We start from the raw sequence: 23,133 nt of genomic DNA on the forward strand, positions 1-23,133 counted from the left end.
ATCGGCGCCGCACGATGCGGGGACGCCGGAACCCGCAACGCCTGAAGCGGCGGAGGACGCTGCCGCTTCGCGGACTGAAACCTCGACCTCCGCTGATGTGGACGGGCCGGCCGGCAGCGATGTCATCACGGCAACCGGCGCCGAACCGGCGATCCCGGAAGCCGAGATGGCCTCGCCCGTCACCGGAGCGGCGCCGCACGATGCGGGGACGCCGGAGCCCGCAACGCCGGAAGAGGCGGAGGACGCTGCCGCTTCGCCGGCTGATATCGCGACCTCCGCGGATGCGGACGGGGCGGCGGGAAGCGATGTGATCACGGCAACCGGCGCCGAACCGGCGATCCCGGAGGGCGAGATGGCCTTGCCCGTCACCGGAGCGGCGCCGCACGATGCGGGGACGCCGGAACCCGCAACGCCGCAAGAGGCGGACGACACGCCTGCAACGGCGGCGGAGACGTCTGCCGGGGCGGACGCGGCTGCCGGCGCCCCGGACAGGATACAGGCCTCGACCGATCCGGCCGTTCCTCTCGTCGAAACGTCGGCGGAACCCCGGTCGACCGGGGGAGGTGCGCATGACGCCGGCGTCGGCCAGTCCGCGGCGGCTCCGCGGGGCGAGAAGGTGGAAGGCCCGATCGCTGCGGAGGCGATGGAGACGGCACACGCCGGACCTGACGACGAGATCGCGCCTGTCGCGGCCGAAAGCGGGGCGGAGGCCGGAGAGCGTGCTGCGGCACCGGCCGCCCACGCCGACCTCCATGACACCGTCGACGCCGCCGACGAGGGTCTGGACCGGGACAGCGCCCCGGCGGATGCTGCCGCTCCCTTCATCTTCGACCGTTCCGGTCGCTCCGTCCGTTTCGTCTGGAAGACCGACGCCGAGGGACGCTTCCGCGATGTCTCGCGCGAATTCGCCGACACGGTCGGGCCGGACGCCGCCGCTATCGTCGACCAGAGTTTCGACGCGCTTGCCGCGCGCCACGGGCTCGATCCCGAGGGGCGGATCGGCGATCTCCTGCGGCGGCGCGACACCTGGTCGGGCAAGACGATCCTCTGGCCGGTGGAGGGCGCGCCGTTTCGCGTCCCCGTCGACCTCGCCGCACTGCCGACCTATACGCGCGACCGCGTCTTCGACGGCTTTCGCGGCTTCGGCATCGTCCGCGTCGCCGATGCGATCGAGGACCTGTCGCTCCTCCCGCCGCCGGCCGAGCCTGAGGCCGAGGCCGTTGCGGCGGAGGATCCCGACGGGATTTCCCCTGCCGGGGACGCGACCCCGGACCTTGGGAGCGACCCGACCGCCGCACCTGTCCTCCCGGACGAAACGGGGGCCGAGGACAACGGCGTCGCGGGGGACCCCGGCACGGGCGACATCGCCGCTGCCGAAGTGACGCCCGAAGGCACGCAGGCCGAGACATCGCCGGCCGCGGACGACACCATGGCGGCCGCGTCCGCCGGGAGCGACGATGCGCCGGTGGAGCGCGGGGCCGCGCCCGACGACGACGGCCATGACGATCCGTTTCGCGGCGAACGGCCGGCGCTGCGGGTGGTCACGCCCTTCGGCCGGCGCTCGTCCGACAAGGTGGTCGATCTTCAGAGCCACCGCCCGGCCGCGCGCGACACGCTGACGCGCTCAGAGGAAGCCACCTTCCGCGAGATCGCCCGGCAGATCGCCGAGAAGGTCGCCGCCGGCGAGGCTGCCGACCCGCCCGCCCGGCCGGACGAGGCTCCGCCCAAGGAGACCCGCGAGACACCGCCGTCAGGCCTCGCCGGGGCCACCACGGAGCGCGAGCCGGACGCGCCGCCTGCCTCCGAGCCGGAGCCGCCGGCGCTGCCGGCAGGCCGGCTCGACAGTCTCGGCGCCGCCTTCATCGACGCGCTGCCGGTGGCGCTTCTCGTCCATGCCGGCGACCATCTCTACCACGCCAATCCGGAGTTCCTGAAGCTCACGGGTTATGCCTCGCTGGAGGCGCTGCGCCAGGACGGCGGGCTCGACGCGCTCTTTGCCGGCGAGGAGGACGGGCTCTCCGGCCTTCCGGGCGGCGCGCTGATGATGATCACCAATTCCGGCCGGCTGGTTCCGGTGACCGCGCGGCTGCAATCCGTGCGCTTCGAGGACAAGAGCGCGCTCCTGATGGCGCTCTCCACCGTCGATGCCGAGGAGACGCCCGTGGCGTCAGAAACCGCGGACGAGGCGGCGGCGCTGCGCATGGAGATCGACGAGCTCCATTCCATCCTCGAAACGGCGACGGACGGCATCGTCGTGCTCGGCCCGGACGGCGAAATCCGCTCGCTGAACCGCTCCGCCAGCGCGCTGTTCAACTACGAGGACGCGGAGACGCGCGGAAAGCCCTTCGCCGTGCTCTTCGCCCATGAGAGCCAGAAGGCCGTGCTCGATTACGTCGCCGGGCTCGCCGGCCAGGGCGTCGCCAGCGTGCTCAACGACGGGCGCGAGGTGATCGGCCGCGAGGCGGGCGGCGGTTTCATCCCGCTGTTCATGACCATCGGCCGCCTGCCGGCGTCGAACGGCTACTGCGCCGTCATCCGCGACATCACGCAGTGGAAGCGGACCGAGGACGAGTTGCGCAGCGCCAAGCGCGCGGCGGAGACCGCCAATGCCCACAAGAGCGAATTCCTCGCCCGCGTCAGCCACGAGATCCGCACACCGCTCAACGCCATCATCGGCTTTTCCGACATGATGGCGAGCGAGCATTTCGGCCCGATCGGCAATCCGCGCTATGTCGAATACGCCCACGACATCGGCCGCTCCGGCCGCCATGTCCTCGATATCGTCAACGACCTCCTCGACATTTCCAAGATCGAGGCGGGCGAGATGGATCTCGAATTCACCGCCGTCGAGCTGAACGAGACGATCGCGGAGGCCGTGTCGCTGGTGCAGCCGCAGGCGAACGGCCAGCGGGTGATCATCCGCACTTCGCTGTCCGGCATGGTGCCGCCGGTGGTGGCCGACACGCGCTCGATCAAGCAGATCGCCCTCAATATCCTGTCGAACGCGATCCGCTTCACGCCGTCGGGCGGCCAGATCGTCGTCTCGACGGCCTACGAGGCCTCGGGCAGCGTCGTGCTGCGCATCCGCGACACCGGCATCGGCATGACGCGGATCGAGCTGGAACAGGCGATGAAGCCGTTCCGCCAGGTGACGACGGGAACGCGCAAGCGCGGCGACGGCACCGGCCTCGGCCTGCCGCTGACCAAGGCGATGGCGGAAGCAAACCGCGCCCATTTCTCGATCCAGTCCGCCCCGAACGAGGGCACGCTGGTGGAGATCGCCTTTCCCTCCCAGCGCGTCCTGACGAGCTAACATCCCACCCCGCGCCGCCATGTCGCGGCGCCTGCTTCCGGCGGCGGGCTTTTCATTTGCCCGCATTGCCCTTAAGGAAAAGCGGAGTTTGGCGCACATGTTTCAAAGCGGCAGCGGCCTCTCCCGCCGTGCCGGTGCGAAGGGAGCGCCGTTCCATCGGGTTGACGAGCGTCTGCGGCCACATGCGCCGTGCCGCCCGCGGGGAGATCGGACATGCAACTGCACGCGCCGCGTGACGGACATCCGGCAGAGTGATGCTGCAGTCGACTGCGCCCCGGCCGCTGCGCCGCCGCTTCGCCGCCGCCGCGAACGGCCATCCCCTTCTGCATGCGACGGCGGTCGCCACGAGCCTTGCCGTGATGCTGCCGATCCTCGCGATCGTCTGGCTGGCGGCGACGGGGGGCACGGAGGGCTGGCCGCATCTCGTCGAGAACGTCATCCCCCGGGCGACGCTGCGCACGCTGACGCTCTCCGCCCTGACGGGGGCGGCCACCGTGGTCGTCGGCGTCTCCACCGCCTGGCTGGTGGCAAGCTGCGATTTTCCCGGACGCCGGCTGTTTTCCGCCGCCCTGGTGCTGCCGCTCGCGATCCCCGCCTATCTCGCGGCCTATGCCTTCGGCGAGATGTTCACCTTCACCGGGCCGCTGCAATCGGCGCTACGCGCCGTCTTCGGCTTCAAGACGAGCCGGGACTACTGGTTCCCCGACATCCGCTCGCTCGGCGGCGCGGTCATCGTCCTGACCTCGGTGCTCTATCCCTATATCTACCTCTCCTGCCGCTCGATGTTCCTGATGCAGGGACGGGCGGCAGCCGATGTCGCCCGGACACTCGGCGCGGGGCGGCTCAAGGTCTTCCTCGCCGTGCAGATCCCGATGGCGCGCCCCGCGATCGTCATCGGCCTGACGCTGGTGACGATGGAGACGCTGAACGACATCGGCGCGGTCGAATTCCTCGGCGTCCAGACGCTGACCTTCTCGATCTACGACACCTGGCTGAACCGGGGCAGCCTCGGCGGCGCGGCGCAGATCGCCTGCATCATGCTCGTCTTCGTCGCGCTGCTGATCGCGGTCGAGCGCTCGGCGCGCCGCCGCCAGCGCTTTTCCAGCAACCGGACCACCGCCGCGGTCCATGACGCGATCCGCATCCGCCTGAGCGGGATGAAGGCCGCGGGCGCCATGCTCGCCTGCTTCCTGCCGATCCTGTTCGGCTTCCTCGTTCCCGTCATCATCCTCGGCGGCTTCGCGCTCCGGCGGCTCGAACTCTTCGCCGGCAAGCGCCTGATCGACGCGCTCGTCAACAGCCTGGCCGTCGCCGGCGTCGCCGCGACGCTGACCGTCGTCATCGGCTTCGTCCTCGCCTATGCGGCGCGCGGCGGCCGCTCGCGGCTGGTCGCGGTCGCCGGGCGCCTGGCGACGCTCGGCTACGGCGTGCCGGGATCGGTGCTCGCGATCGGGGTGCTCTTTCCCTTCGCCGCCTTCGACAACGCGCTCGACGCGTTCCTGCGCCAGCATGCCGGCATCTCCACCGGGCTGCTGCTCTCCGGCACGGGGTTCGCCATCATCTTCGCCTCGACGGTGCGCTTCCTCACCATGGCGGAAGGCACGATCGAGGCGGGCTTCCAGAAGCTCTCCCCCCATCTCGACCTTGCGGCGCGCACGCTCGGCCGGAGCGCCGGCCAGGCGCTCTTTTCCGTCCTCCTGCCGATGATGCGGCCTGCCGCCCTTTCCGCCGGCCTCCTCGTCTTCATCGAGACGATGAAGGAACTGTCGGCGACGATCATGCTGCGGCCGTTCAACTTCAACACGCTGGCGACGCTCGTCTACGAGGACGCGTCCCGCGCCAAGGTGGAAGACGCCTCGGTGCCGGCGATGATCATCATCCTCGCCGGCATGATCCCGGTCTTCCTCGTCTCGCGCGCGCTCGACCGGAAGGCCTGAACGAGAGGCCCCGGTCGCGGGCAAAAAAAGAGGTGGCCCGAGGCCACCTCCAGTCAATGCGATCAACAGGAAATCAGGAACCGGCGTCCTGGAGCACGTCCCATGGGACCTGAACGGTCCGACGGCTCCAACGGTCCGTCGTCCAGACCACCATGCCTGTCCAATCGTAAACAGAACCTTTCCAGGCCCATCCCCTGATCTGGCCTGCAACACTCATGTCTCAAGATCTGGTTAACACGGGCGGCCGCCGTCCCTTAACGGGGCACACTGCCCCGCGAACGGTCAGCCCGCCCTCAAAGCTTCAGCGCCTCGAGGCCGGCGAAAAGCTCCAGCGCCTCGGGATTGGCGAGCGCCTCGCGGTTCTTGACCGGCCGGCCGTGCACGACCTCGCGCACGGCGAGCTCGACGATCTTGCCGGACTTGGTGCGCGGAATGTCGGTGACCGCGACGATCTTCGCCGGCACATGGCGGGGCGAGGCGCCGGTGCGGATGCGGGTCCGGATCGCCTTTTCGAGCTCCGGCGTCAGCGCCACGCCCGGCTTCAGCCGCACGAACAGCACGACGCGCACGTCGTCCTCGACATCCTGGCCGATGCAGAGCGCCTCGGCCACCTCGTCCATCTGCTCGACCTGGTTGTAGATCTCGGCGGTGCCGATGCGCACCCCGCCGGGATTGAGCGTCGCATCCGAGCGGCCATGGATGACGAGGCCGCCATGGGGCGTCCATTCGGCGAAATCGCCATGGCACCAGACGTTCGGGAAACGCTCGAAATAGGCGGCGCGATACTTGGCGCCGTCCGGGTCGTTCCAGAACATCACCGGCATCGAGGGGAAGGCCCTGGTGCAGACGAGCTCGCCCTTCTCGCCCCGGACCGGCACGCCCTCGTCGTTCCAGACATCGACCGCCAGGCCAAGCCCCGGCCCCTGGATCTCGCCGCGCCAGACCGGCTTCAGCGGATTGCCGAGCACGAAACAGGAGACGATGTCGGTGCCGCCGGAGATCGAGGCGAGCTGCACGTCCGGCTTGATGCCTTCGTAGACGAAGGAGAAACCCTCCGGCGAGAGCGGCGAGCCGGTCGAGGTCATCAGCCGCAGGCGCGAAAGGTCGTGGGTCTCGCGCGGCGCCAGCCCGGCCTTGCGCACGGCGTCGATATATTTCGCCGAGGTGCCGAAGACGGCGAAGCCTTCGGCCGCGGCATAGTCGAAGAGGACGTTGCCGTCGGGATGGAAGGGAGACCCGTCATAGAGGCAGAGGGTGGCGCCGCAGGCAAGGCCCGAGACCAGCCAATTCCACATCATCCAGCCGCAGGTGGTGAAATAGAACAGCCGCTCGTCCTCGACGAGGCCGCAATGGAAGCGCAGTTCCTTCAGGTGCTGCAGCAGCGTGCCGCCGGCGGAATGGACGATGCATTTCGGGATGCCGGTCGTGCCCGAGGAAAAGAGGATGTAGACCGGATGCGAGAAGGGCAGGCGCGTATAGGCGATCTCGCCCGCCGCGTAAGGGGCGACGAAGTCGTCGATCGTGACGCCGCCGCCGATCTCGCCCGCCAGGGCGGCCGCATCGCCGGCATAGGGCACGATGAGCGCCGGCACGCCGAGCGTCGACGCCACGGCCCTGACCTTCGCCGCCACGTCCTGCCGCTTGCCGTTGTACCAGTAGCCGTCGCAGGCGATGAACAGCTTCGGCTCGATCTGGCCGAAGCGGTCGAGCACGCCCTTTTCACCGAAATCGGGGGAGCAGGACGACCAGATCGCGCCGAGCGAGGTGGCGGCGAGCATCAGCGCCACCGTTTCGGGAAGGTTCGGCATCATGGCGGCGACCCGGTCGCCCGGCGCGATGCCGAGCGCCCGCATGGCCTGCTGGGCGCGCGAGACCAGCGCGCGGAGCGCATCGAAGGAGAGGCGGCTTTCCGCCTTGTCCTCGCCGCGAAAGACGATCGCGTCGGCGGGGCCCGAGCGCCGAAGCAGGTTCTCCGCGAAATTGAGGCGCGCCTCGGGGAAGAAGCGCGCGGCGATCATCTCGCCCTCGTCGGCGAGCACCACGCCGCCCTTCTCGCCGATCACGCCCGCACTGTCCCAGACCGCCGACCAGAAGGCGGCGCGGTCGCCGACGGACCAGGCGTGAAAGGCATCGGCATCGGCGAAGACGGTGCCGGCGCGCGCGCCGCACTCGGCCATCAGCCGCGCCATCGGGCTGAAAAGGAGCGTTTCGGCGGAGGGGGTCCAGAGGGGTCTGTCGTCGGTCATCGTCGCTCCTCAAACCATGCGCGGGATGGCTTGCGCTGCAACGCGGCCTCCCTGTCGCACTGCAATGTTCACGAAGTCGCGAGCCTTGACAAGTCTCGCGCGCCCCGCCGGCACGCCGCATGCCGGCGGGATTTGCTTTCCGCTGTCCGAACGCCTATCCAGTCACGAACCGCAACGGTGGATCGCCGAACGTGAACGGAAGGACATGCCCAGAAGACGGCTGATGCCCCTTTTCGCCTTCCTCAAAGATCCGCGGCTCCTCGTCGGCTTGGCGGCAGGCGCGGCCGCGCTCGTGCTCTTCTACCTCGTGGCGCTGCCGGCCATGCTCGCCCGCATCGATCTCCAGGGCGCGCTGGAGCGGACGCTCGCCGACTGGACCGGCGCCGAGGTCGACCTTGCCGGTCCGCCGTCGCTGGCACTCTGGCCGCACCCGACGCTGACGCTTTCGGGCGTGACGCTGCGCCCGCCCGGAGAAGCCGAGCCGATCGCCACCATCGGCCGGGTGGAGGCAGAATTCGACCTCGGCAGCGCGTTTCTCGGCCTGCCCGAATTCGACGCATTTGTCCTGACGGATCCGGTCGTCACCCTCGCGCGGTCCGCCGACGGCCGCCTCAACTGGCCGGGCGGCACGCCGCTCGCCAGGGCTTTCGCCGATGCCGCCGACGGACGGGCGGACGGGGAGCAGCCACCGATCGGCAAGATTACCGTCGAAAACGGCGCGGTGTCGCTTGAGGGCTTCGGCGAGGGACCGACACGGATGTCCGCGATCGAGGGCGTGCTGCGCTGGCCGAGACCCGATGCGCGGCTCAGCCTGCGCGCCCGCGCCACGCTCAACGGCCAGACCGTCGACCTGAGGCTTGCGAGCGATGCACCGGCGCGGCTTTTTTCCGGCAGCGGCAGTTCGCTCGACATCGACCTGACGGCGCCGCTCATGGCGCTCGCCTTCGAGGGCACGGCCGGCTTCGGCGCGAACGGCTTTGGCGAGGGGCACCTGCAGTTCTCCTCGCCGTCGCTGCGCAAGCTCGCCGGCTGGCTGGCGGGAGAGCTGCCGGAGACGCCCGAGAGCGAGGGACGGCCGCTGACCGCCGATGCCACGGTGACGATGACCGGCGGCACCATGCGCCTCGACACGCTGCAGATGACGCTCGGCACGGCGGTGGCGACCGGCGTGCTCGACCTGCAGGACATCACCGGTGCCATGCCGCGCCTGATCGGCACGCTGGCCTTCGACACGGTCGACCTGCAGGCGCTGGTGCCGTCCGGGGCGCCGGTGCGGATCCCGCCTGTCCTTGGCCATGTCGGCCTCGACCTGCGCGTGTCCGCGAACCGCCTCGTCGCCGGCGCGCTGGCGCTGACGGATGTCGCCGCCGGCGTCATGGTCGACGCGCGCGGCACCGTCGTCGACATCGGCGACGCGACGCTCGCCGAGGGGACGCTCACCGGCCGGCTGCTGCGCCCGCGCGACGGGGCGGAGCCCGGTCGCCTCACCGCCCTGCTGAAGGACGCCGACCTCGCCGAGCTTCCTGGCCTTGCCGCCCTCGACGGCCCGAGGCTTGCCGGGCGGGGCGACCTTCAGGCCGAGCTGTCGATCGCCACATTGCTCTCCGGCGGCGCGCCGCAGGGCGTGTCGGGACGGCTGAGGCTTTCCGGACTGAACGGCCGGATCGAGCATGTCGACGTGCCGGCCTTCGTCGACCGCGCCACGGGCGGCGGCTTCTTCCCGCTTTCGGCCGCCAGCGCCGGTGCCTTCGCCTTCACGACGCTCGACATGGACGCTTCGGTCGACGGCGGGACGATCACGCTCGAGGGTGCCCGGGCGGAGGGAACGGAGGGCGTGCTCACGCTGTCGGGCGTGCTCAGGCCGGCGAACGGCAGCGTCGCCCTTGCCGGCCGGCTCAATCCCGCCGTCGGTCCGCTTACCGGCGGGTCCGTCCGCTTCTTCGCCGGCGGCGCCTGGCCGGACCTGACGATCACCCCGCTTTCCGTCCTCTCCGAGGCTCCGTGACGGGTCTTCGCCCGGGCGCTTTCCAGCCGAAGCGGCATCGCTCGGCGTCGGAGAATGCGGCAAAAACAAAAGAAGCGAGCATTTCCCGTCGAATCCGGCTCGGATTTGACGTCCGGACACTCCGTTGAAGCAGGGAGACAGAGCATTCCCGGTGGACCAGTGACCGTCAAAAATGCCCGAAAGTCTGTCAGGTTCATTCCGAACCAGACAGCCTCTCGCCTCCTTCGTTGTCGTTCGTCTTTTCGGGAGAACCGGATTCCGCGTATGCCTGACAGACTCTAAAGCAGGAAATGGTCGGCGGTCAGCGTCGACAGGCCGGCGATGCCGAGCCTGTGGTCGGCGATGCCGTCGCCGTCCGTCTCTATGAACAGGATGTCGCGGCGCTCGTCATACCAGAGCTGCCCGCCCCTGCCCTTGGTGAAGGCAATCCCGTCGCTGTCGCTGCCGAGGAAGGTGAAGGCCTGGTTGCCGCCGCGCGTCTCGTCGGCATCGATCTTGCGGAGGTCGATGCGGTCGCCGGCATCGAAATCGCGGATCCGGTCGAAGCGGGCGAGGCTGCCGAGATCGTCCGCGGCGCGATAGACGAAGGTGTCGGCACCCGGTCCGCCGAAAAGCGTGTCGGCGCCGGCGCCCCCGGTGATCCTGTCGTCGCCGGCCCCGCCGACGATCCTGTTGGAGAGTTCGTTGCCCGTGAGAGTGTCGTTGAACCTGCCGCCCGTGACATTCTCGATCATCGAGAAGTTGCCGAGATAGACCTGCCCGTCCGAGAGCAGCGAAGCGGTCTTGCGGCCGGCGAAATTCCAGCTTCCGTCGTTGAGGTCGATGGTGACCGCCTTTTTCGCGGCGGCGGCCGTGATCGTGTCGCGGCCGCCTCCGTCCCAGATCAGCGTGTCGCGGCCGAAGACATAGGTGTCATTGCCAAGCCGCGCGCGGGCCGGCCCGTAGACGCTCTGTAGCGCGATGACGTCAAAGACGCCGAGCGTCTTCATCTCCGTGTCCCAGGTATAGGACATCACCGTGTTCGACGTCTTGTCCTGCGCCTCCGGCAGCGTCGCCTTGCCTTCGAACGGATGCTTCAGGCCGAGGGCGTGGCCGACTTCGTGCAGGATGAGCGACCGGTCGCCGGCCTCCCTGTCAACGTCGAGCCAGACGTCGCCATAGGGCGTGTCCGTATACGGCGTACCCTCGGTCTTGTCGTAATAGAGGTAGTAGGCATAGCCGGAAAAGCGGGCGAGATCGAACTGGCCGAATTCGATGTTGGCGGCGCCGGTGACCAGCCTGAAGGTGACGCCGATCGACGCGGTGAAGATCGACAGCGCCTTCTCCACCAGGGCCTTCTCGCTCGCCGAGTAGGTCTCGAAGCTCGTGTTCGGATCGCCGTAGCTGGTCGCCGTTCCCTCAGGCACCGACGTCATGAAGGAATAGGTGAGCGTGACCCGCTCCCCGTCCGCCGCATTGGCATAGGGCCTGTACCACTGCGTCTCCTGCTGGCCGTTGCGCAGCGCCGCCAGGAAATAGGGAAGTGCCATCCGTCCTTGCTCCTCAGTTGGCAAAGGCCGCCTGCTCGTCCTTCTGCCGCTGGATGTCGCGCCGGCGGCTGATGACGGAGGCGACGACGACGCCGAGCGCGACGATGCCGATCAGCAGCGTGCAGGCGGCGTTGATCTCCGGCGTCACGCCGAGCCGGACCTGGCTGTAGATCTTCATCGGCAGCGTCGTGGCGCCCGGGCCCGAGGTGAAGCTCGCGATGACCAGATCGTCGAGGGAGAGCGTGAAGGCGAGCATCCAGCCCGACAGCACCGCCGGCGCGATCACCGGCAGCGTCACCTGGAGGAAGGTGTTGACCGGCGTCGCGCCGAGGTCCATCGCCGCCTCCTCGATCGACTGGTCGAAGGAGACGAGCCGCGACTGCACCACCACCGCGACGAAGCACATGCTGAAGGTGATGTGCGCCAACGTCACGGTCCAGAAACCGCGGTCGAAGCCGAGCGCGACGAAGAGCAGCAGCAGCGACAGGCCGGTGATCACCTCCGGCATGACAAGCGGCGCATAGACCATGCCGGAGAAGAGCAGGCGTCCGCGGAAGCGGCGATAGCGCACGAGCGACAGCGCGGCGAAGGTGCCGAGCACCGTCGCCACCGTTGCCGAGAGCACGCCGACGCGGATCGTCACCCAGGCGGCGTCCATCAGCGCCTGGTTGCGGAAAAGCTCGCCATACCATTTGGTCGAAAATCCGGCCCAGACGGTGACGAGCCGCGACTCGTTGAAGGAGAAGATGACGAGGAGCACGATCGGCAGGTAGAGGAAGCCAAAGCCGAGGACGATCGAGGCGATGTTGAAGCGGGACCAGCGTGCCATCGACCTATCTCCCGCGCTCGTCGGCCTTCGCCTGCGCATTCTGGAAGAACACGATCGGCACGACCAGGATCAGGAGAAGGATGGTGGCGACGGCGGCGGAGACCGGCCAGTCGCGGTTCGAATTGAACTCGCTCCACAGCGTCTTGCCGATCATCAGCGTCTCCGATCCGCCGAGCAGGTCCGGAATGACGAACTCGCCGACCGCCGGGATGAAGACCAGCATGCAGCCGGCGACGACGCCCGGCAGCGACAGCGGGAAGGTGATGCGCCAGAAGGCGGTGACCGGCGTGCAGCCGAGGTCGAGCGCTGCTTCCGTCAGCGTGTGGTCCATCTTTTCCAGCGACGAATAGATCGGCAGCACCATGAAGGGCAGATAGGAATAGACGATGCCGATATAGATCGCGAGATGGGTGTTGAGGATGATCAGCGGCTCGCTGACGATGCCGGTCGCCAGCAGGAACTGGTTGAGCAGGCCCTCGGGCTTGAGGATGGCGATCCAGGCATAGACGCGGATGAGGAAGCTCGTCCAGAACGGCAGGATCACCAGCATCAAGAGCGTCGGGCGCAGGCTGCGCGGCGCCTGCGCCATGCCATAGGCGACCGGATAGGCGATCAGCAGCGTCAGCACGGTCGAGACGGCGGCGATGACGACGCTCGACACATAGGCGTTGAAATAGAGCGCGTCCTCGGTCAGCCAGACATAATTGGCGAAGGAGAACTGGCGGATGCCGTCGATGAGCCCGGAAATCCCGTCCGAAAGGTTGAAGACCGGCAAATAGGGCGGCATCGCCACCGCCGTCTCCGACAGCGAGATGCGGAAGACGATGACGAAGGGGATGAGGAAGAAGACGAGCAGCCAGGCATAGGGAATGATGATGACGAGGCGGCTGAAGATGGCGGAACCGAGCTTCTGCATCGCCTTCAATCCCTCAGGATGACGCCGGCATCGGCGTCGAAGGAGATCCAGACCTCCTGGTCGTAGCCGAGCGGATCCTCGACCGCGCGCACGGCGTTGAGCGAGGACGCCTTCACCGTCCTGCCGTCGGCGAGGCGGACGTGGAAGACGGTCATGTCGCCGAGATAGCCGATGTCCCAGATCTCGCCCTTCGCCGCATTGACCGGCGCGCCGGCCGGCGCCTCGCGCGTCACGCGGATCTTTTCCGGCCGGACCGCGATGACGCCGGGCTGGCCGACGGCCGGCGGGCGGCTCGACGGCACCTCGATCACCATGCCCGCCGGTGTCTTCACGGTCAGGCGGCCGCCGGCGATGTCGGTGGACTCGCCCTCGAAGATGTTGACGTCGCCGATGAAGTCGGCGACGAAACGGGAATTCGGCGCCTCGTAGATCTCCGCCGGGGTCGCCACCTGCACCACCTTGCCATGCGACATGACCGCGATGCGGTCGGCCATGGTCATCGCCTCTTCCTGGTCGTGGGTGACGATGATGAAGGTGAGGCCGAGATCCTGCTGCAGGTCCATCAGCTCGAACTGGGTCTCCTCGCGCAGCTTCTTGTCGAGCGCGCCGAGCGGTTCGTCGAGGAGCAGCACCTTCGGTCGCTTGGCGAGCGAGCGGGCGAGCGCGACGCGCTGGCGCTGGCCGCCGGAGAGCTGGTGCGGCCTGCGCGCGGCGAATTTCTCGAGCTTGACCAGCTTCAGCATCTGCGCGACGCGCTCGGCGATCTCGGGCTTCGGCATGCCGTCCTGTTTCAGGCCGAAGGCGATGTTCGCCTCGACCGACATGTGGGGAAACAGCGCATAGGACTGGAACATCATGTTGACCGGCCGGCGATAGGGCGGAATGCCCTTCAGGCTCTGCCCGTCGAGGACGATGTCGCCGGAGGTCGGCTGCTCGAAGCCGGCAAGCATGCGCAGCAAGGTCGACTTGCCGCAGCCGGACGCGCCGAGCAGGGCGAAGAACTCGCGCGTGTAGATGTCGAGCGAGAGGTTGTCGACGGCGGTGAAATCACCGAACCGCTTGGTGACGTTCTTGAAGGCGATGAACGGCTTCGCCTCAGGATCCGTCCAGGGAGAAAAGGAACGGCGGATGCTGCCCAGTGACTTCATGGTTCACCCCGATTGATCATGTGACTGCGCGCCACGGCCGTCCCCCCGAACGGCACGCGCGCGATATCCCAAAGCGGCGATGCCCGGACATTGCGGTCCGGGCATCGTCTGGAAGGTCGCCTTACTGGCCGGTCACCACCTTTGTCCACATGCGCGTCAGCACGCGCTGCGACCGCGCGTCGAAGGGCGTGGTGGTGAACAATTGCTTCATCACGTCTTCCGGCGGATAGATCGCCGTGTCCTCGATCACGTCCTTGCTGATGAACTGCTGCGAGGCCTTGTTGCCGTTGGCGTAGTAGACGTAGTCGCTGGCCTTGGCGATGACCTCCGGCTTCATCAGGTAGTTGAGGAATTCATGGGCTTCCGCGACATGGGGCGCATCCGCCGGGATCGCCATCACGTCGAACCACATCTGCGCGCCGCCCGGCGGGATGGAATAGTCGACGGTGACGCCGGCGCCGGCCTCGGAGGCACGGTCGCGCGCCTGGAACACGTCGCCCGAATAGCCGAGGGCGAGGCAGATGTCGCCATTGGCGAGCGCGTTGATATATTCAGACGAGTGGAACTTGCGAACATACGGCCGGACGGAGGACAGCAATTCTTCCGCCTTGGCGAGGTCGTCCGCATCGTGGCTGTCGGGATTGAGGCCGAGATAGGCGAGCACGCTCGGCACGACGTCGGTGGCGCTGTCAAGGATGTGGATGCCGCAATCCTTGAACTTCGCCGCGATCTCGGGCTTGAACAGCACGTCCCAGGTCGGCTTCTCGTCGGTGCCGAGGATCTGCTTCACCTTGTCGACATTGTAGCCGATGCCGGTCGTGCCCCACATGTAGTCGATGGCGTATTCGTTGCCGGGATCGTAGGTGGCGACGCGGGTCGAGATCTCGTCCCACATGTTGGAAAGGTTCGGCAGCTTGCTCTTGTCGAGCTTCTGGAAGACGCCGGCTGCGATCTGGCGCTGCAGGAAGGTCGCAGTCGGCACGACGACGTCGTAGCCCGTCCCGCCGGCCAGAAGCTTGGTCTCCAGGATCTCGTTGGAATCGAAGACGTCGTAGACGACCTTGATGCCGGTCTCCTTGGTGAAATCCTCAAGAATGCTCGAATCGATGTAGTCGGACCAGTTGAAGACGTTGACCACCCGCTCCTGCGCGTTCGCGAGCGTTGCCGGCAGCGCGAGAAGCGCCACGGCGATGGCCGGCACGATGTTCCTGGACATACCATTCCCCTTGTTGCGATGGCCCCCTGGCGCGCGGCGGCGGCATCGCCCGACCGGGCGCGACACGCCGACGATCGATGGCGCCGCCTGCCCCGGCTCTGTCGGGTCCAGCTTCGTTCCCTTTCGTTGCAGCGCAAGGTTAGGCAGGTTTCCAGCCAACCACAAGCCGTCCCGCCGTTTATAAGGAACACTTAAAATGGCAGTGCCGCACCCCTTCACTGGAAGTCGAAAGAGGAAAGGCCGCGCACCATGTCGTCGAGGCCGAGGGGGCGCATGACCGGCGGCTCGGCACGGGCGAGGCAGCCCTGCCGCTCGCAGAGCCGGCAGGCGGTTCCGCCCTCGACGGCCGGCAGGCGCCCGGCGGCATAGACCGTCTCGCCGGCAAGGCCCGCATCGGCGCCGAGCATCAGCGCCGTGCGCCGCACCCGCTCGCCGAAGCCCGCGACCGGCCCCTCGACCGTGCGCGCGACGGTGAGGAAGGCGGCGCCGTCCGGCATCTCCACCCGGTCGACGAGGATCTCGGCCGGATGGGCGAAGGCGGCATAGAGGCCGAGCTTCGGACAGCGCCCGCCGAAGCGGGCTTCCGGAAAGCCGCCCGCGCCGGCGCGGCGCAGGCTGTTGCCCGCCTGGTCGATCTCCATCAGGAAGAAGGGCACGGCGGCAAGCCCCGGCCGCTGCAGGGTGACGAGACGGCTCGCCGCCTGCTCGAAGGAGACGCCGAACTGGGCCGCGACCGGATCGAGATCGTAGCGGGCGCGGGCGAGCGCCGTATGGAAGGCGGCATAGGGCATCATCAGCGCATGGGCGGCATGGCGGGCAAGCTCGAAGCGGGCGATGCGCAACGCCTCCGCCGTCTTCAGGTCGAGCCCGTCGAGATCGGCGGCGATCGCATCGGGAAAGGCGATCAGCGCCGCCTCCATCGCCACCTCGCGGAGCTGGTCGAAGGCCGAGAGGCGCCCGGAGAGGAAGAGGCGCATCGAATGCCGGTCGAAGCGGCGGCGCAGCGTCGGCATCACATGCACCGGCAGGGTGCGCACCGCGAGCCCCTGGGTGCGGCGCAGCCAGTCGCGCAGCCGCTGGCCGGTCTCCTCCCCCGGCGGCAGGTCGGCGAGGAACGCCTCCGCCGCCGCGTCGATCGCGGGGAAATAGGCGGAGCGGCCCTCCAGCGCCTCGCGCACCTCGTCGATCGGAAGGCGGGCCTCGGACAGCGCCGTCGCCTGTCCCTCCTCGCCGATCAGCCGGGCGAGGTCCTTCAGCCGCGCCCCCTGCTCGCGATAGGCCCGGTGCAGCTTGACGACGCCGCGCACGGCATTGGGGGCGACATCGGAAAGCCCGATCAGCTCCTGATCGCCCGGAAGCTCGCCGGAAAGCAGCGGATCGGCGAAGACGTCGCGCAAGGGGGCGAGCGTCGCGGAGGCCTCCTCCTGCAACTCGTCGAGGTCGATCCGGTAGACGGAGGAAAGCTTCAGGAGAAGCTGCACCGTCAAGGGCCGCTGGTTGCGCTCGATGAGGTTCAGATAGGAGGGCGAGATGCCGAGCGCCTCGGCCATCGCCGTCTGGGTCAGTTCCAGCCCCATGCGCATGCGGCGCAGGCGCGGGCCGGCGAAAATCTTCCGCTCCACCATTTGTCACGACCTTTACAACTTTCGTCGCAGATGACGGCTTTACAATTTTGACATTTTTACACTGTGAGCCTGTCAAACACCAGACATCCTAACCCTTTATAGACCGTCATATTCCGGATTTCCATGGCGTCGGGGAATTCAAAATAGTAAATCCTGTCACATCAGATTTCGTCCCGTCGGAAGCGAAAAGCAGAGCCATCGCTTTCCGACAGCCTTCAGAGAGAGAGTCATGACAGATTTTTACACACTGGTCCCCGGCGCACCGAAGGGACGTTTCGACGGGCTGGAGCGGCCGTATACCCCCGCCGACGTCGCGCGGCTGCGCGGCTCCGTCGAGATCAAGTATACGCTTGCCGAACGGGGCGCCAACCGGCTGTGGCAGCTGATCCACGAGGAGGACTTCGTCAACGCGCTCGGCGCGCTCTCCGGCAACCAGGCCATGCAGATGGTCCGGGCCGGGCTGAAGGCGATCTACCTTTCCGGCTGGCAGGTCGCCGCCGACGCCAACACGGCCTCGGCGATGTATCCCGACCAGTCGCTCTATCCGGCCAATGCGGCGCCGGAACTGGCGAAGCGCATCAACCGCACGCTGCAGCGCGCCGACCAGATCGAGACGCAGGAGGACAAGGGGCTTTCGGTCGACACCTGGTTCGCGCCGATCGTCGCCGATGCGGAAGCCGGCTTCGGCGGGCCGCTCAACGCCTTCGAGATCATGAAGGCCTTCATCGAGGCGGGCGCGGCGGGCGTCCATTTCGAGGACCAGCTTGCCTCGGAGAAGAAGTGCGGCCATCTCGGCGGCAAGGTGCTGATCCCGACCGCCGCCCATATCCGCAACCTCAACGCCGCGCGGCTCGCCGCCGACATCATGGGCGTGCCGACGCTGATCGTCGCCCGCACCGACGCGGAGGCCGCGAAACTGCTCACCTCCGACATCGACGAGCGCGACAGGCCCTTCGTCGACGCGGATGCCGGCCGCACCGTCGAGGGCTTCTACCCGGTGAAGAACGGCATCGAGCCCTGCATCGCCCGGGCGATCGCCTATGCGCCGCATTGCGACCTGATCTGGATGGAAACCGGCAAGCCGGACCTCGAACAGGCGCGCCGCTTCGCCGAGGCCGTGCACAAGGTCCATCCGGGCAAGAAGCTCGCCTACAACTGCTCGCCCTCGTTCAACTGGAAGAAGAACCTCGACGACGCGACGATCGCCAAGTTCCAGCGCGAGCTCGGCGCGATGGGCTACAAGTTCCAGTTCATCACGCTCGCCGGCTTCCACCAGCTGAACTACGGCATGTTCGAGCTCGCCCGCGGCTACAAGGACCGGCAGATGGCCGCCTATTCGGAGCTGCAGGAGGCGGAATTCGCCGCCGAGGTCAACGGCTACACCGCGACCAAGCACCAGCGCGAGGTCGGCACCGGCTATTTCGACGCCGTATCGGTGGCGATCACCGGCGGCACGTCGTCCACGACCGCCATGCACGACTCGACCGAGCACGAGCAGTTCCGCCCGGCCGCCGAGTAACCCGCCTTCGCACCCTTTCCGATCGGAAGGGGTGCGCCCGCAAGACGTGACCTTCAACAACCCCTGAGACAAGAGGAGAAATGCCATGACCGTCCAGACCCGCGTCAAGGAACGCGCCGAAGAACAGGCCTCGGCGATGAGCGCCGACCAGCAGGCGGCGATCCGCATGGTCGCCAACGACCTGCATCGCCTGAACCACGCCATCATGAAGGCGGTCGACGCCGGCGTCTCCGTCGAACTGATCCGCTCCGCCCGCCACCATGGCGGTGCCGGCAACTGGGGCGACCTGATGATCCCGGTCGTCGTCACGCAGGGCCAGGGCTGATCCCGGCGTTCCGCGTCACGGCGCCCGGCTCGGCCGCTTCCCGGCGAAGAGATCGGCGTGGCTCTTCAGGAGCCGCGCCAGTCGCGTGCGCACCAGCCGGATGTCGCCGCGATGCCGGTCGTCGTCATGGGTGACGATCCACTGGCCGTGGCGCAGTTCGCCGATCTCAGGCCCCGCCCGGACAAGCGCCGGATCGAGATCGCCGACGAAGCAGGGCAGCACCGCGACCCCGGCCCCGGCCCGGGCGAGATCGAGCAGCGATCGCGGACGGCTGACGGTCACCGCGATCCGGTCCGCCGCGTTGCGGTGCGGCCAGTTGAGATAGGCGGAGACGGCGTCCGGCTCGGCGACGGCGACGAAACGGGCCGAGGGCGACCGGTCGCCGTTGCGCAGGGTATAGGGCGCATAGGCACAGTCGCCGAAGGCCTGGGCCGCCAGATTGCCCTCCTCGGGCCGGAAGGCGCGGATGCCGATGTCGTGCTCCCGATAGGACAGGCTCGCGCGCTGCTCGCCGACGGTGAGGTCGATGCGGAACGGATCGCGCGCCGTCGCGAGCGCCGGAAAATTCTCGGCGATCAGCAGCGACAGCCACGTCCCCGCCATGATCCGCACGACCGTCAGGCCCTGCCCTTCCCGCCGCCAGGCTTCAACGGCACGCGCCGCCGCCGCCATCTCCCTCAGCCGTTCCGCCAGGGCGGCGCCCTCTTGCGTCAGCGCATAGCCGCTCTGGCTGCGCAGGAAGAGCGGACGGCCGATGTCCTCTTCCAGCGCCAGCATCCGCCGGCCGATCGTGGCGGGGCTGAGGCCGGTCCGCCCGGCCGCCCCCGTCAGGCCGCCGAGATCGGCGACGGACAGGAACAGCTGATAGAGATCCCAGTCGATGTTTTTCATTTCTGAAAAACGTAGCCCGAATTCCTGCATGTATAAAGCGATTTTAGATGCCTAAGACCGATGACGTCCCCGACATGGAGCGTCACGATGATGGATCCCTTTTCCGCCGCCCTGCTGCATGACCTTCTGGACAGGTCGCGAAAACGCCGTCCCGACGAGGAGGATCGCTTCTATCGCCGCCACGGCCGTCCGTGGCTCCGCTTGCTGTCGCTCGCGTGGCGGAGAGCCCGGCCCCGGCTTTCGCGACACACGTCGCGCCCGCACGCCGAATCCCCGGACGGGGAGCGGATCGGCCCACGTGTCAGAGAATGAAATCCTCCGCCGTCAGGGTGTGGCGGCCGTTGAGGATGATCTGCATGTCGTCGACATAGGAGCCCTGTTTGCCGGCGACGGTGGTGACGATGGTGGTGTTGCCGACGAATTCCGCCCGGACCGTGCCGATATCGCCCGAGCCCTTCGGATCGAAGATGAACGCCTGGTTGCCGCTGAGGCCGGTGACCGCGTCGATGCGCGACAGGTCGATGATATCGTCGGCGCGGTTGAAGTCGACGATCACCGGCCGTGCGCAATATTGCGAATAGCGGTCGAAGAGGAAGGTATCGGCGCCCGAGCCGCCGGTCATCGTGTCGTAGCCGAAGCTCGAGCGCAGGATGTCGTTGCCGGCGCCGCCGTCGAGCCGGTCGTCGTCGGTCCCGTCGGTCAGCGTGTCGTTGCCCGTTCCGCCATAGAGACGATTGTAGCCATTCGTGGCCGTCAGCGTGTCGTTGCCGGCATCGCCATAAAGCGTGTCATTGCCCGCGCCGCCGTCGAGCGTGTCATTGCCGTCGCCGCCTCGAAGCGTGTCGTTGCCGCCACGGGTGATGATCGTGTCGTTGCCGCGCCCGGCCTCGATGAGGTAGCTGTCCTCGGAGAAGACGCCGAGGTCGATATAGTCGCTGAAACGCGTGGCGATGATCTTGTCGGCGCCAGTGGGCGTATTTGCCAGACGGGCGCCGATGGCAGTGGCCGCTTGGCTGCCGGCGGAGTAGCCGAAGGCCACGCCATATCCGAGGCCGGAATAGTCAACCGTGTCGAACCCCGAGCCGGCATAGATCCTGTTTGCCGCGGCACCGACGATAAAGGTGTTGTTGCCGGAACCGCCATCGAGCATGGAGTTGCTGGTCCCGCCTTGCAGGATATCGTTGCCGCCGCCGGCATAAATCGTCTCGTTCGTCCGCGCGATCAGGACGTCGTCAAAATCCGTGGCCCAGATTTCCTCGATGCCGGAGATCGTGTCGCCGCGCGAGGCGGAGTCGCTGTCGCCGAGGCCCTTGCCCTGGCGCAGGTCGACCACGACGGCCGAGCGGCTGTAGCGATAGTCGAGCGTGTCGTAGCCGCTGCCGCCGATGATGGTGTCGGCGCCCCAGCCGCCGAAGATCAGGTCATTGCCGGAGCCGCCGTCGATGCGGTCGTCGCTGCCGCCCCAGACGCCCTCGTTGCGCGCGCCGTCCTTGTCCCAGATGACGTCGTCGCCGGCGCGGCCATAGGCTGTGTCGTTGCCGAAGCTGAGCTCGATCATGTCCTTGTCCGAGGTTCCCTCCAGCGTGTCGTTCCAGATGCTGTCGATGATGAAGTTGTGGAAGCTGAAACGCATCTGGATCTCCTTCGGGCTGATGCGTCCTTTCTGAAGGAAGACCGGCATGGCGGCTGTTCCGCAGGGAACAGGGCGCACACGAAAAGGCCGACCCCGCGGGTGGGCCGGCCGAAGACGGTGTCGGTGCCGGAAGCGTCAGGCGGCGCGGCGCATCCGGCCGGTGGTGCCGGGCTTCAGCTGGAACCGGCCGACGAGCGCCATCAGCCGGTCGGCATCGGCGGCGAGCTGCTGGCTGACATGGCTCGTCTCCTCGACCATGGCCGCGTTCTGCTGGGTCATCTGGTCCATCTGGTTGACCGAGCCGTTGACCTCGCCGAGCGCCGCCGCCTGGTCGCGCGAGGCCGTCGCGATCACCTCGACATGGCGGCTGATGTCGACGATCTGGCCGCTGATCGCGGCAAGGACCGCGCCGGTCTCCTGCACCAGCCGCGCGCCGGCGCCGACCTCGCCGGTCGACTTGTTGATCAGGTCCTTGATCTCGCGGGCAGCCGCCGCCGAGCGCTGGGCGAGTTCACGCACCTCCTGCGCCACGACCGCGAAGCCCTTGCCCGCCTCGCCGGCACGCGCCGCCTCGATGCCGGCATTGAGCGCCAGCAGGTTGGTCTGGAAGGCGATGTCGTCGATCACCTCGATGATCTGCTCGATCTGGCGCGAGGCATCCTCGATCCGCCCCATCGCCGCGGTGGCGCTGGCGACGACGGCGCCGGAACTGTCGGCGCTCGCCTTGGTCGCGGCGACCGCGCGGTTGGTCTCCTGCGCCCTCTCGGAGGAGGACTTGACCGTCACCGTGATCTCCTCGACGGCGGCGGCGGTCTCCTCGAGCGAGGAGGCCTGCGCCTCGGTGCGGCGCGACAGCGCGTCGGCCGACTGGCGCATCTCGGCGCCGGTGCGCTGGATGGCGCCGACGCTGTCGCGGATCTCCACGAGCGTATCCTGCAGGCGTTCGAGCGAGGCGTTGAAATGGACGCGGAGCGGTTCGAGGCGGCCGGAGAAGGGCGTGTCGATGATGCGCGAGACGTCGCCGCTCGCCAGCCGCTCCAGGCCGCCGGCAAGCGCCGTGACCGCATGGTCGATGTCGCGGTCGAGCGCCTGCTTCTCGGCCTCCCGGCCGGCGCGCTCGGCATCTGTCCCGGCCCGCTGCCGCTCGGCCTCCGCCTCGATCCTCGCCTTGTCGAGCGCGTTGTCGCGGAACACCGAGAGCGCCCGCGCGACCCTGCCGAATTCGTCGCGGCGGGCATGGTAGGGAATGTCCGTGTCGAGATCGCCGGCGGAGATCCGCTCGACGGAGGCGGTCAGCCGGCCGAGCGGCCGGAACGACGTCCGCATGAAGGCGAAGACGGCAAGGCCCGAGAGACAGAGGACCAGCGCGCCGGCGCCGAGGATCATCGCGCGCAGTTCGGCGAGCTTCGCCTGATAGACCTCCATGGGGATGCCGATGAAGAGCACGCCGACGGTCGCCCCGGCGGCGGTCTTGACCGGGAAGTAGCCGGTCATGAAGTCGCGCCCGAAAAGCGCCGCGGGGCCGAAATAGGCCCTGCCGGCGGCGAGATGCGCCTGGGCGGGATGGTCGGGCGCAAGCTTGGTGCCGACGGCGCGGCTGCCGTCCTCCTTCTTCACGTTTGTCGAAACGCGGACGAAGTCGCGCCCCTGCGTCTCGAACACGGTCGCCACGCCGCCGATCGTCGTCGCCACCGCGTCGACGAGCGCATGGTCGGCGCCCGGCCGGATCGCCTCCTCGCGCACCGAGACGAGGGCGCCATCGCGGATCTCGACCGTGGCGTCGCCCGCGCCATAGCTGTAGAGCACCGCGAAGGCCCGCGCGGCCTCGCCGGCATCGGTCATCGCGTCGCGCATCACGCGCTCGCTAACCTTATAGTAGACGAGGCCGGAGACGGCGCCGACGCTTGCGAGGATGAGCGCCACCATCGCCATCAGGCAGCGGGTGACGATCGAGGCTGTGAACTGGCGGATCATGATACACTCCGTCTGTCGGTCGTGGGC

Annotated in this window: 14 protein-coding genes and 1 pseudogene; 5 read left to right on the forward strand and 10 right to left on the reverse strand. The window is 68.0% G+C overall.

The features are described 5' to 3' along the window. Positions 1-994 precede the first annotated feature (994 nt). Positions 995-3,313: pseudogene (locus ACEVQ6_RS00060) on the forward strand (ATP-binding protein); the annotation flags it as partial. A gap of 254 nt (positions 3,314-3,567) precedes the next feature. After that, on the forward strand, positions 3,568-5,250 hold the full coding sequence (locus ACEVQ6_RS00065) for an ABC transporter permease (protein ID WP_374886846.1): 1,683 nt from the start codon (positions 3,568-3,570) through the stop codon (positions 5,248-5,250). Positions 5,251-5,543: 293 nt separating this feature from the next. Here ACEVQ6_RS00065 and ACEVQ6_RS00070 read toward each other — a convergent pair whose 3' ends face one another. Next, positions 5,544-7,496 (reverse strand): acetoacetate--CoA ligase, encoded by a 1,953-nt coding sequence (locus ACEVQ6_RS00070; protein ID WP_374886847.1) that lies wholly within the window; start codon positions 7,494-7,496, stop codon positions 5,544-5,546. Between the two features lie 223 nt (positions 7,497-7,719). Here ACEVQ6_RS00070 and ACEVQ6_RS00075 point away from each other — a divergent pair, with 223 nt between their 5' ends. Then, the gene (locus ACEVQ6_RS00075) at positions 7,720-9,501 is read left to right on the forward strand and encodes an AsmA family protein (protein WP_374886848.1); all 1,782 of its coding nucleotides are present in this window, start codon (positions 7,720-7,722) and stop codon (positions 9,499-9,501) included. Positions 9,502-9,779: 278 nt separating this feature from the next. On the opposite strand, the gene ACEVQ6_RS00080 is transcribed toward ACEVQ6_RS00075, so the two are convergent. The 6 genes from ACEVQ6_RS00080 to ACEVQ6_RS00105 form a co-directional block, all read right to left on the reverse strand. Continuing rightward, the gene (locus ACEVQ6_RS00080; RefSeq protein WP_374886849.1) at positions 9,780-11,030 is read right to left on the reverse strand and encodes a M10 family metallopeptidase; all 1,251 of its coding nucleotides are present in this window, start codon (positions 11,028-11,030) and stop codon (positions 9,780-9,782) included. A gap of 13 nt (positions 11,031-11,043) precedes the next feature. Next, on the reverse strand, positions 11,044-11,859 hold the full coding sequence (locus tag ACEVQ6_RS00085; protein ID WP_374886850.1) for an ABC transporter permease: 816 nt from the start codon (positions 11,857-11,859) through the stop codon (positions 11,044-11,046). A 4-nt stretch (positions 11,860-11,863) separates the two neighbouring features. Continuing rightward, positions 11,864-12,775, reverse strand: a complete 912-nt coding sequence (locus tag ACEVQ6_RS00090; protein WP_374886851.1) for an ABC transporter permease subunit — start codon at positions 12,773-12,775, stop codon at positions 11,864-11,866. A gap of 5 nt (positions 12,776-12,780) precedes the next feature. After that, complete coding sequence (locus ACEVQ6_RS00095; protein WP_374886852.1) at positions 12,781-13,923, reverse strand: ABC transporter ATP-binding protein; 1,143 nt, start codon at positions 13,921-13,923, stop codon at positions 12,781-12,783. Between the two features lie 121 nt (positions 13,924-14,044). Next, the gene (locus ACEVQ6_RS00100) at positions 14,045-15,139 is read right to left on the reverse strand and encodes a polyamine ABC transporter substrate-binding protein (RefSeq protein WP_374886853.1); all 1,095 of its coding nucleotides are present in this window, start codon (positions 15,137-15,139) and stop codon (positions 14,045-14,047) included. A gap of 215 nt (positions 15,140-15,354) precedes the next feature. Beyond that, positions 15,355-16,764, reverse strand: coding sequence for a helix-turn-helix domain-containing protein (locus ACEVQ6_RS00105; RefSeq protein ID WP_374886854.1), 1,410 nt, complete (start codon positions 16,762-16,764; stop codon positions 15,355-15,357). Positions 16,765-16,993: 229 nt separating this feature from the next. Between ACEVQ6_RS00105 and aceA the strand changes: the two genes are divergently transcribed. Next, positions 16,994-18,283, forward strand: coding sequence for an isocitrate lyase (gene aceA / locus ACEVQ6_RS00110; protein WP_374886855.1), 1,290 nt, complete (start codon positions 16,994-16,996; stop codon positions 18,281-18,283). 85 nt (positions 18,284-18,368) lie between these two features. Further along, on the forward strand, positions 18,369-18,608 hold the full coding sequence (locus ACEVQ6_RS00115) for an SMc00767 family acetate metabolism repressor (protein WP_374886856.1): 240 nt from the start codon (positions 18,369-18,371) through the stop codon (positions 18,606-18,608). Positions 18,609-18,623: 15 nt separating this feature from the next. Here ACEVQ6_RS00115 and ACEVQ6_RS00120 read toward each other — a convergent pair whose 3' ends face one another. The 3 genes from ACEVQ6_RS00120 to ACEVQ6_RS00130 all read right to left on the reverse strand — a co-directional run bounded on the left by ACEVQ6_RS00120 (position 18,624) and on the right by ACEVQ6_RS00130 (position 23,106). Continuing rightward, on the reverse strand, positions 18,624-19,499 hold the full coding sequence (locus ACEVQ6_RS00120) for a LysR family transcriptional regulator (protein ID WP_374886857.1): 876 nt from the start codon (positions 19,497-19,499) through the stop codon (positions 18,624-18,626). Between the two features lie 301 nt (positions 19,500-19,800). After that, positions 19,801-21,132, reverse strand: coding sequence for a calcium-binding protein (locus ACEVQ6_RS00125; protein ID WP_374886858.1), 1,332 nt, complete (start codon positions 21,130-21,132; stop codon positions 19,801-19,803). A 135-nt stretch (positions 21,133-21,267) separates the two neighbouring features. After that, entirely contained in the window at positions 21,268-23,106 is a 1,839-nt protein-coding gene (locus ACEVQ6_RS00130) for a methyl-accepting chemotaxis protein (RefSeq protein ID WP_374886859.1), read from the reverse strand. Between the last annotated feature and the right edge of the window lie 27 nt (positions 23,107-23,133).

Origin of the sequence: Ensifer soli (assembly GCF_041928815.1) — a bacterium.
Taxonomy (GTDB): Bacteria; Pseudomonadota; Alphaproteobacteria; order Rhizobiales; family Rhizobiaceae; genus JBHFEI01.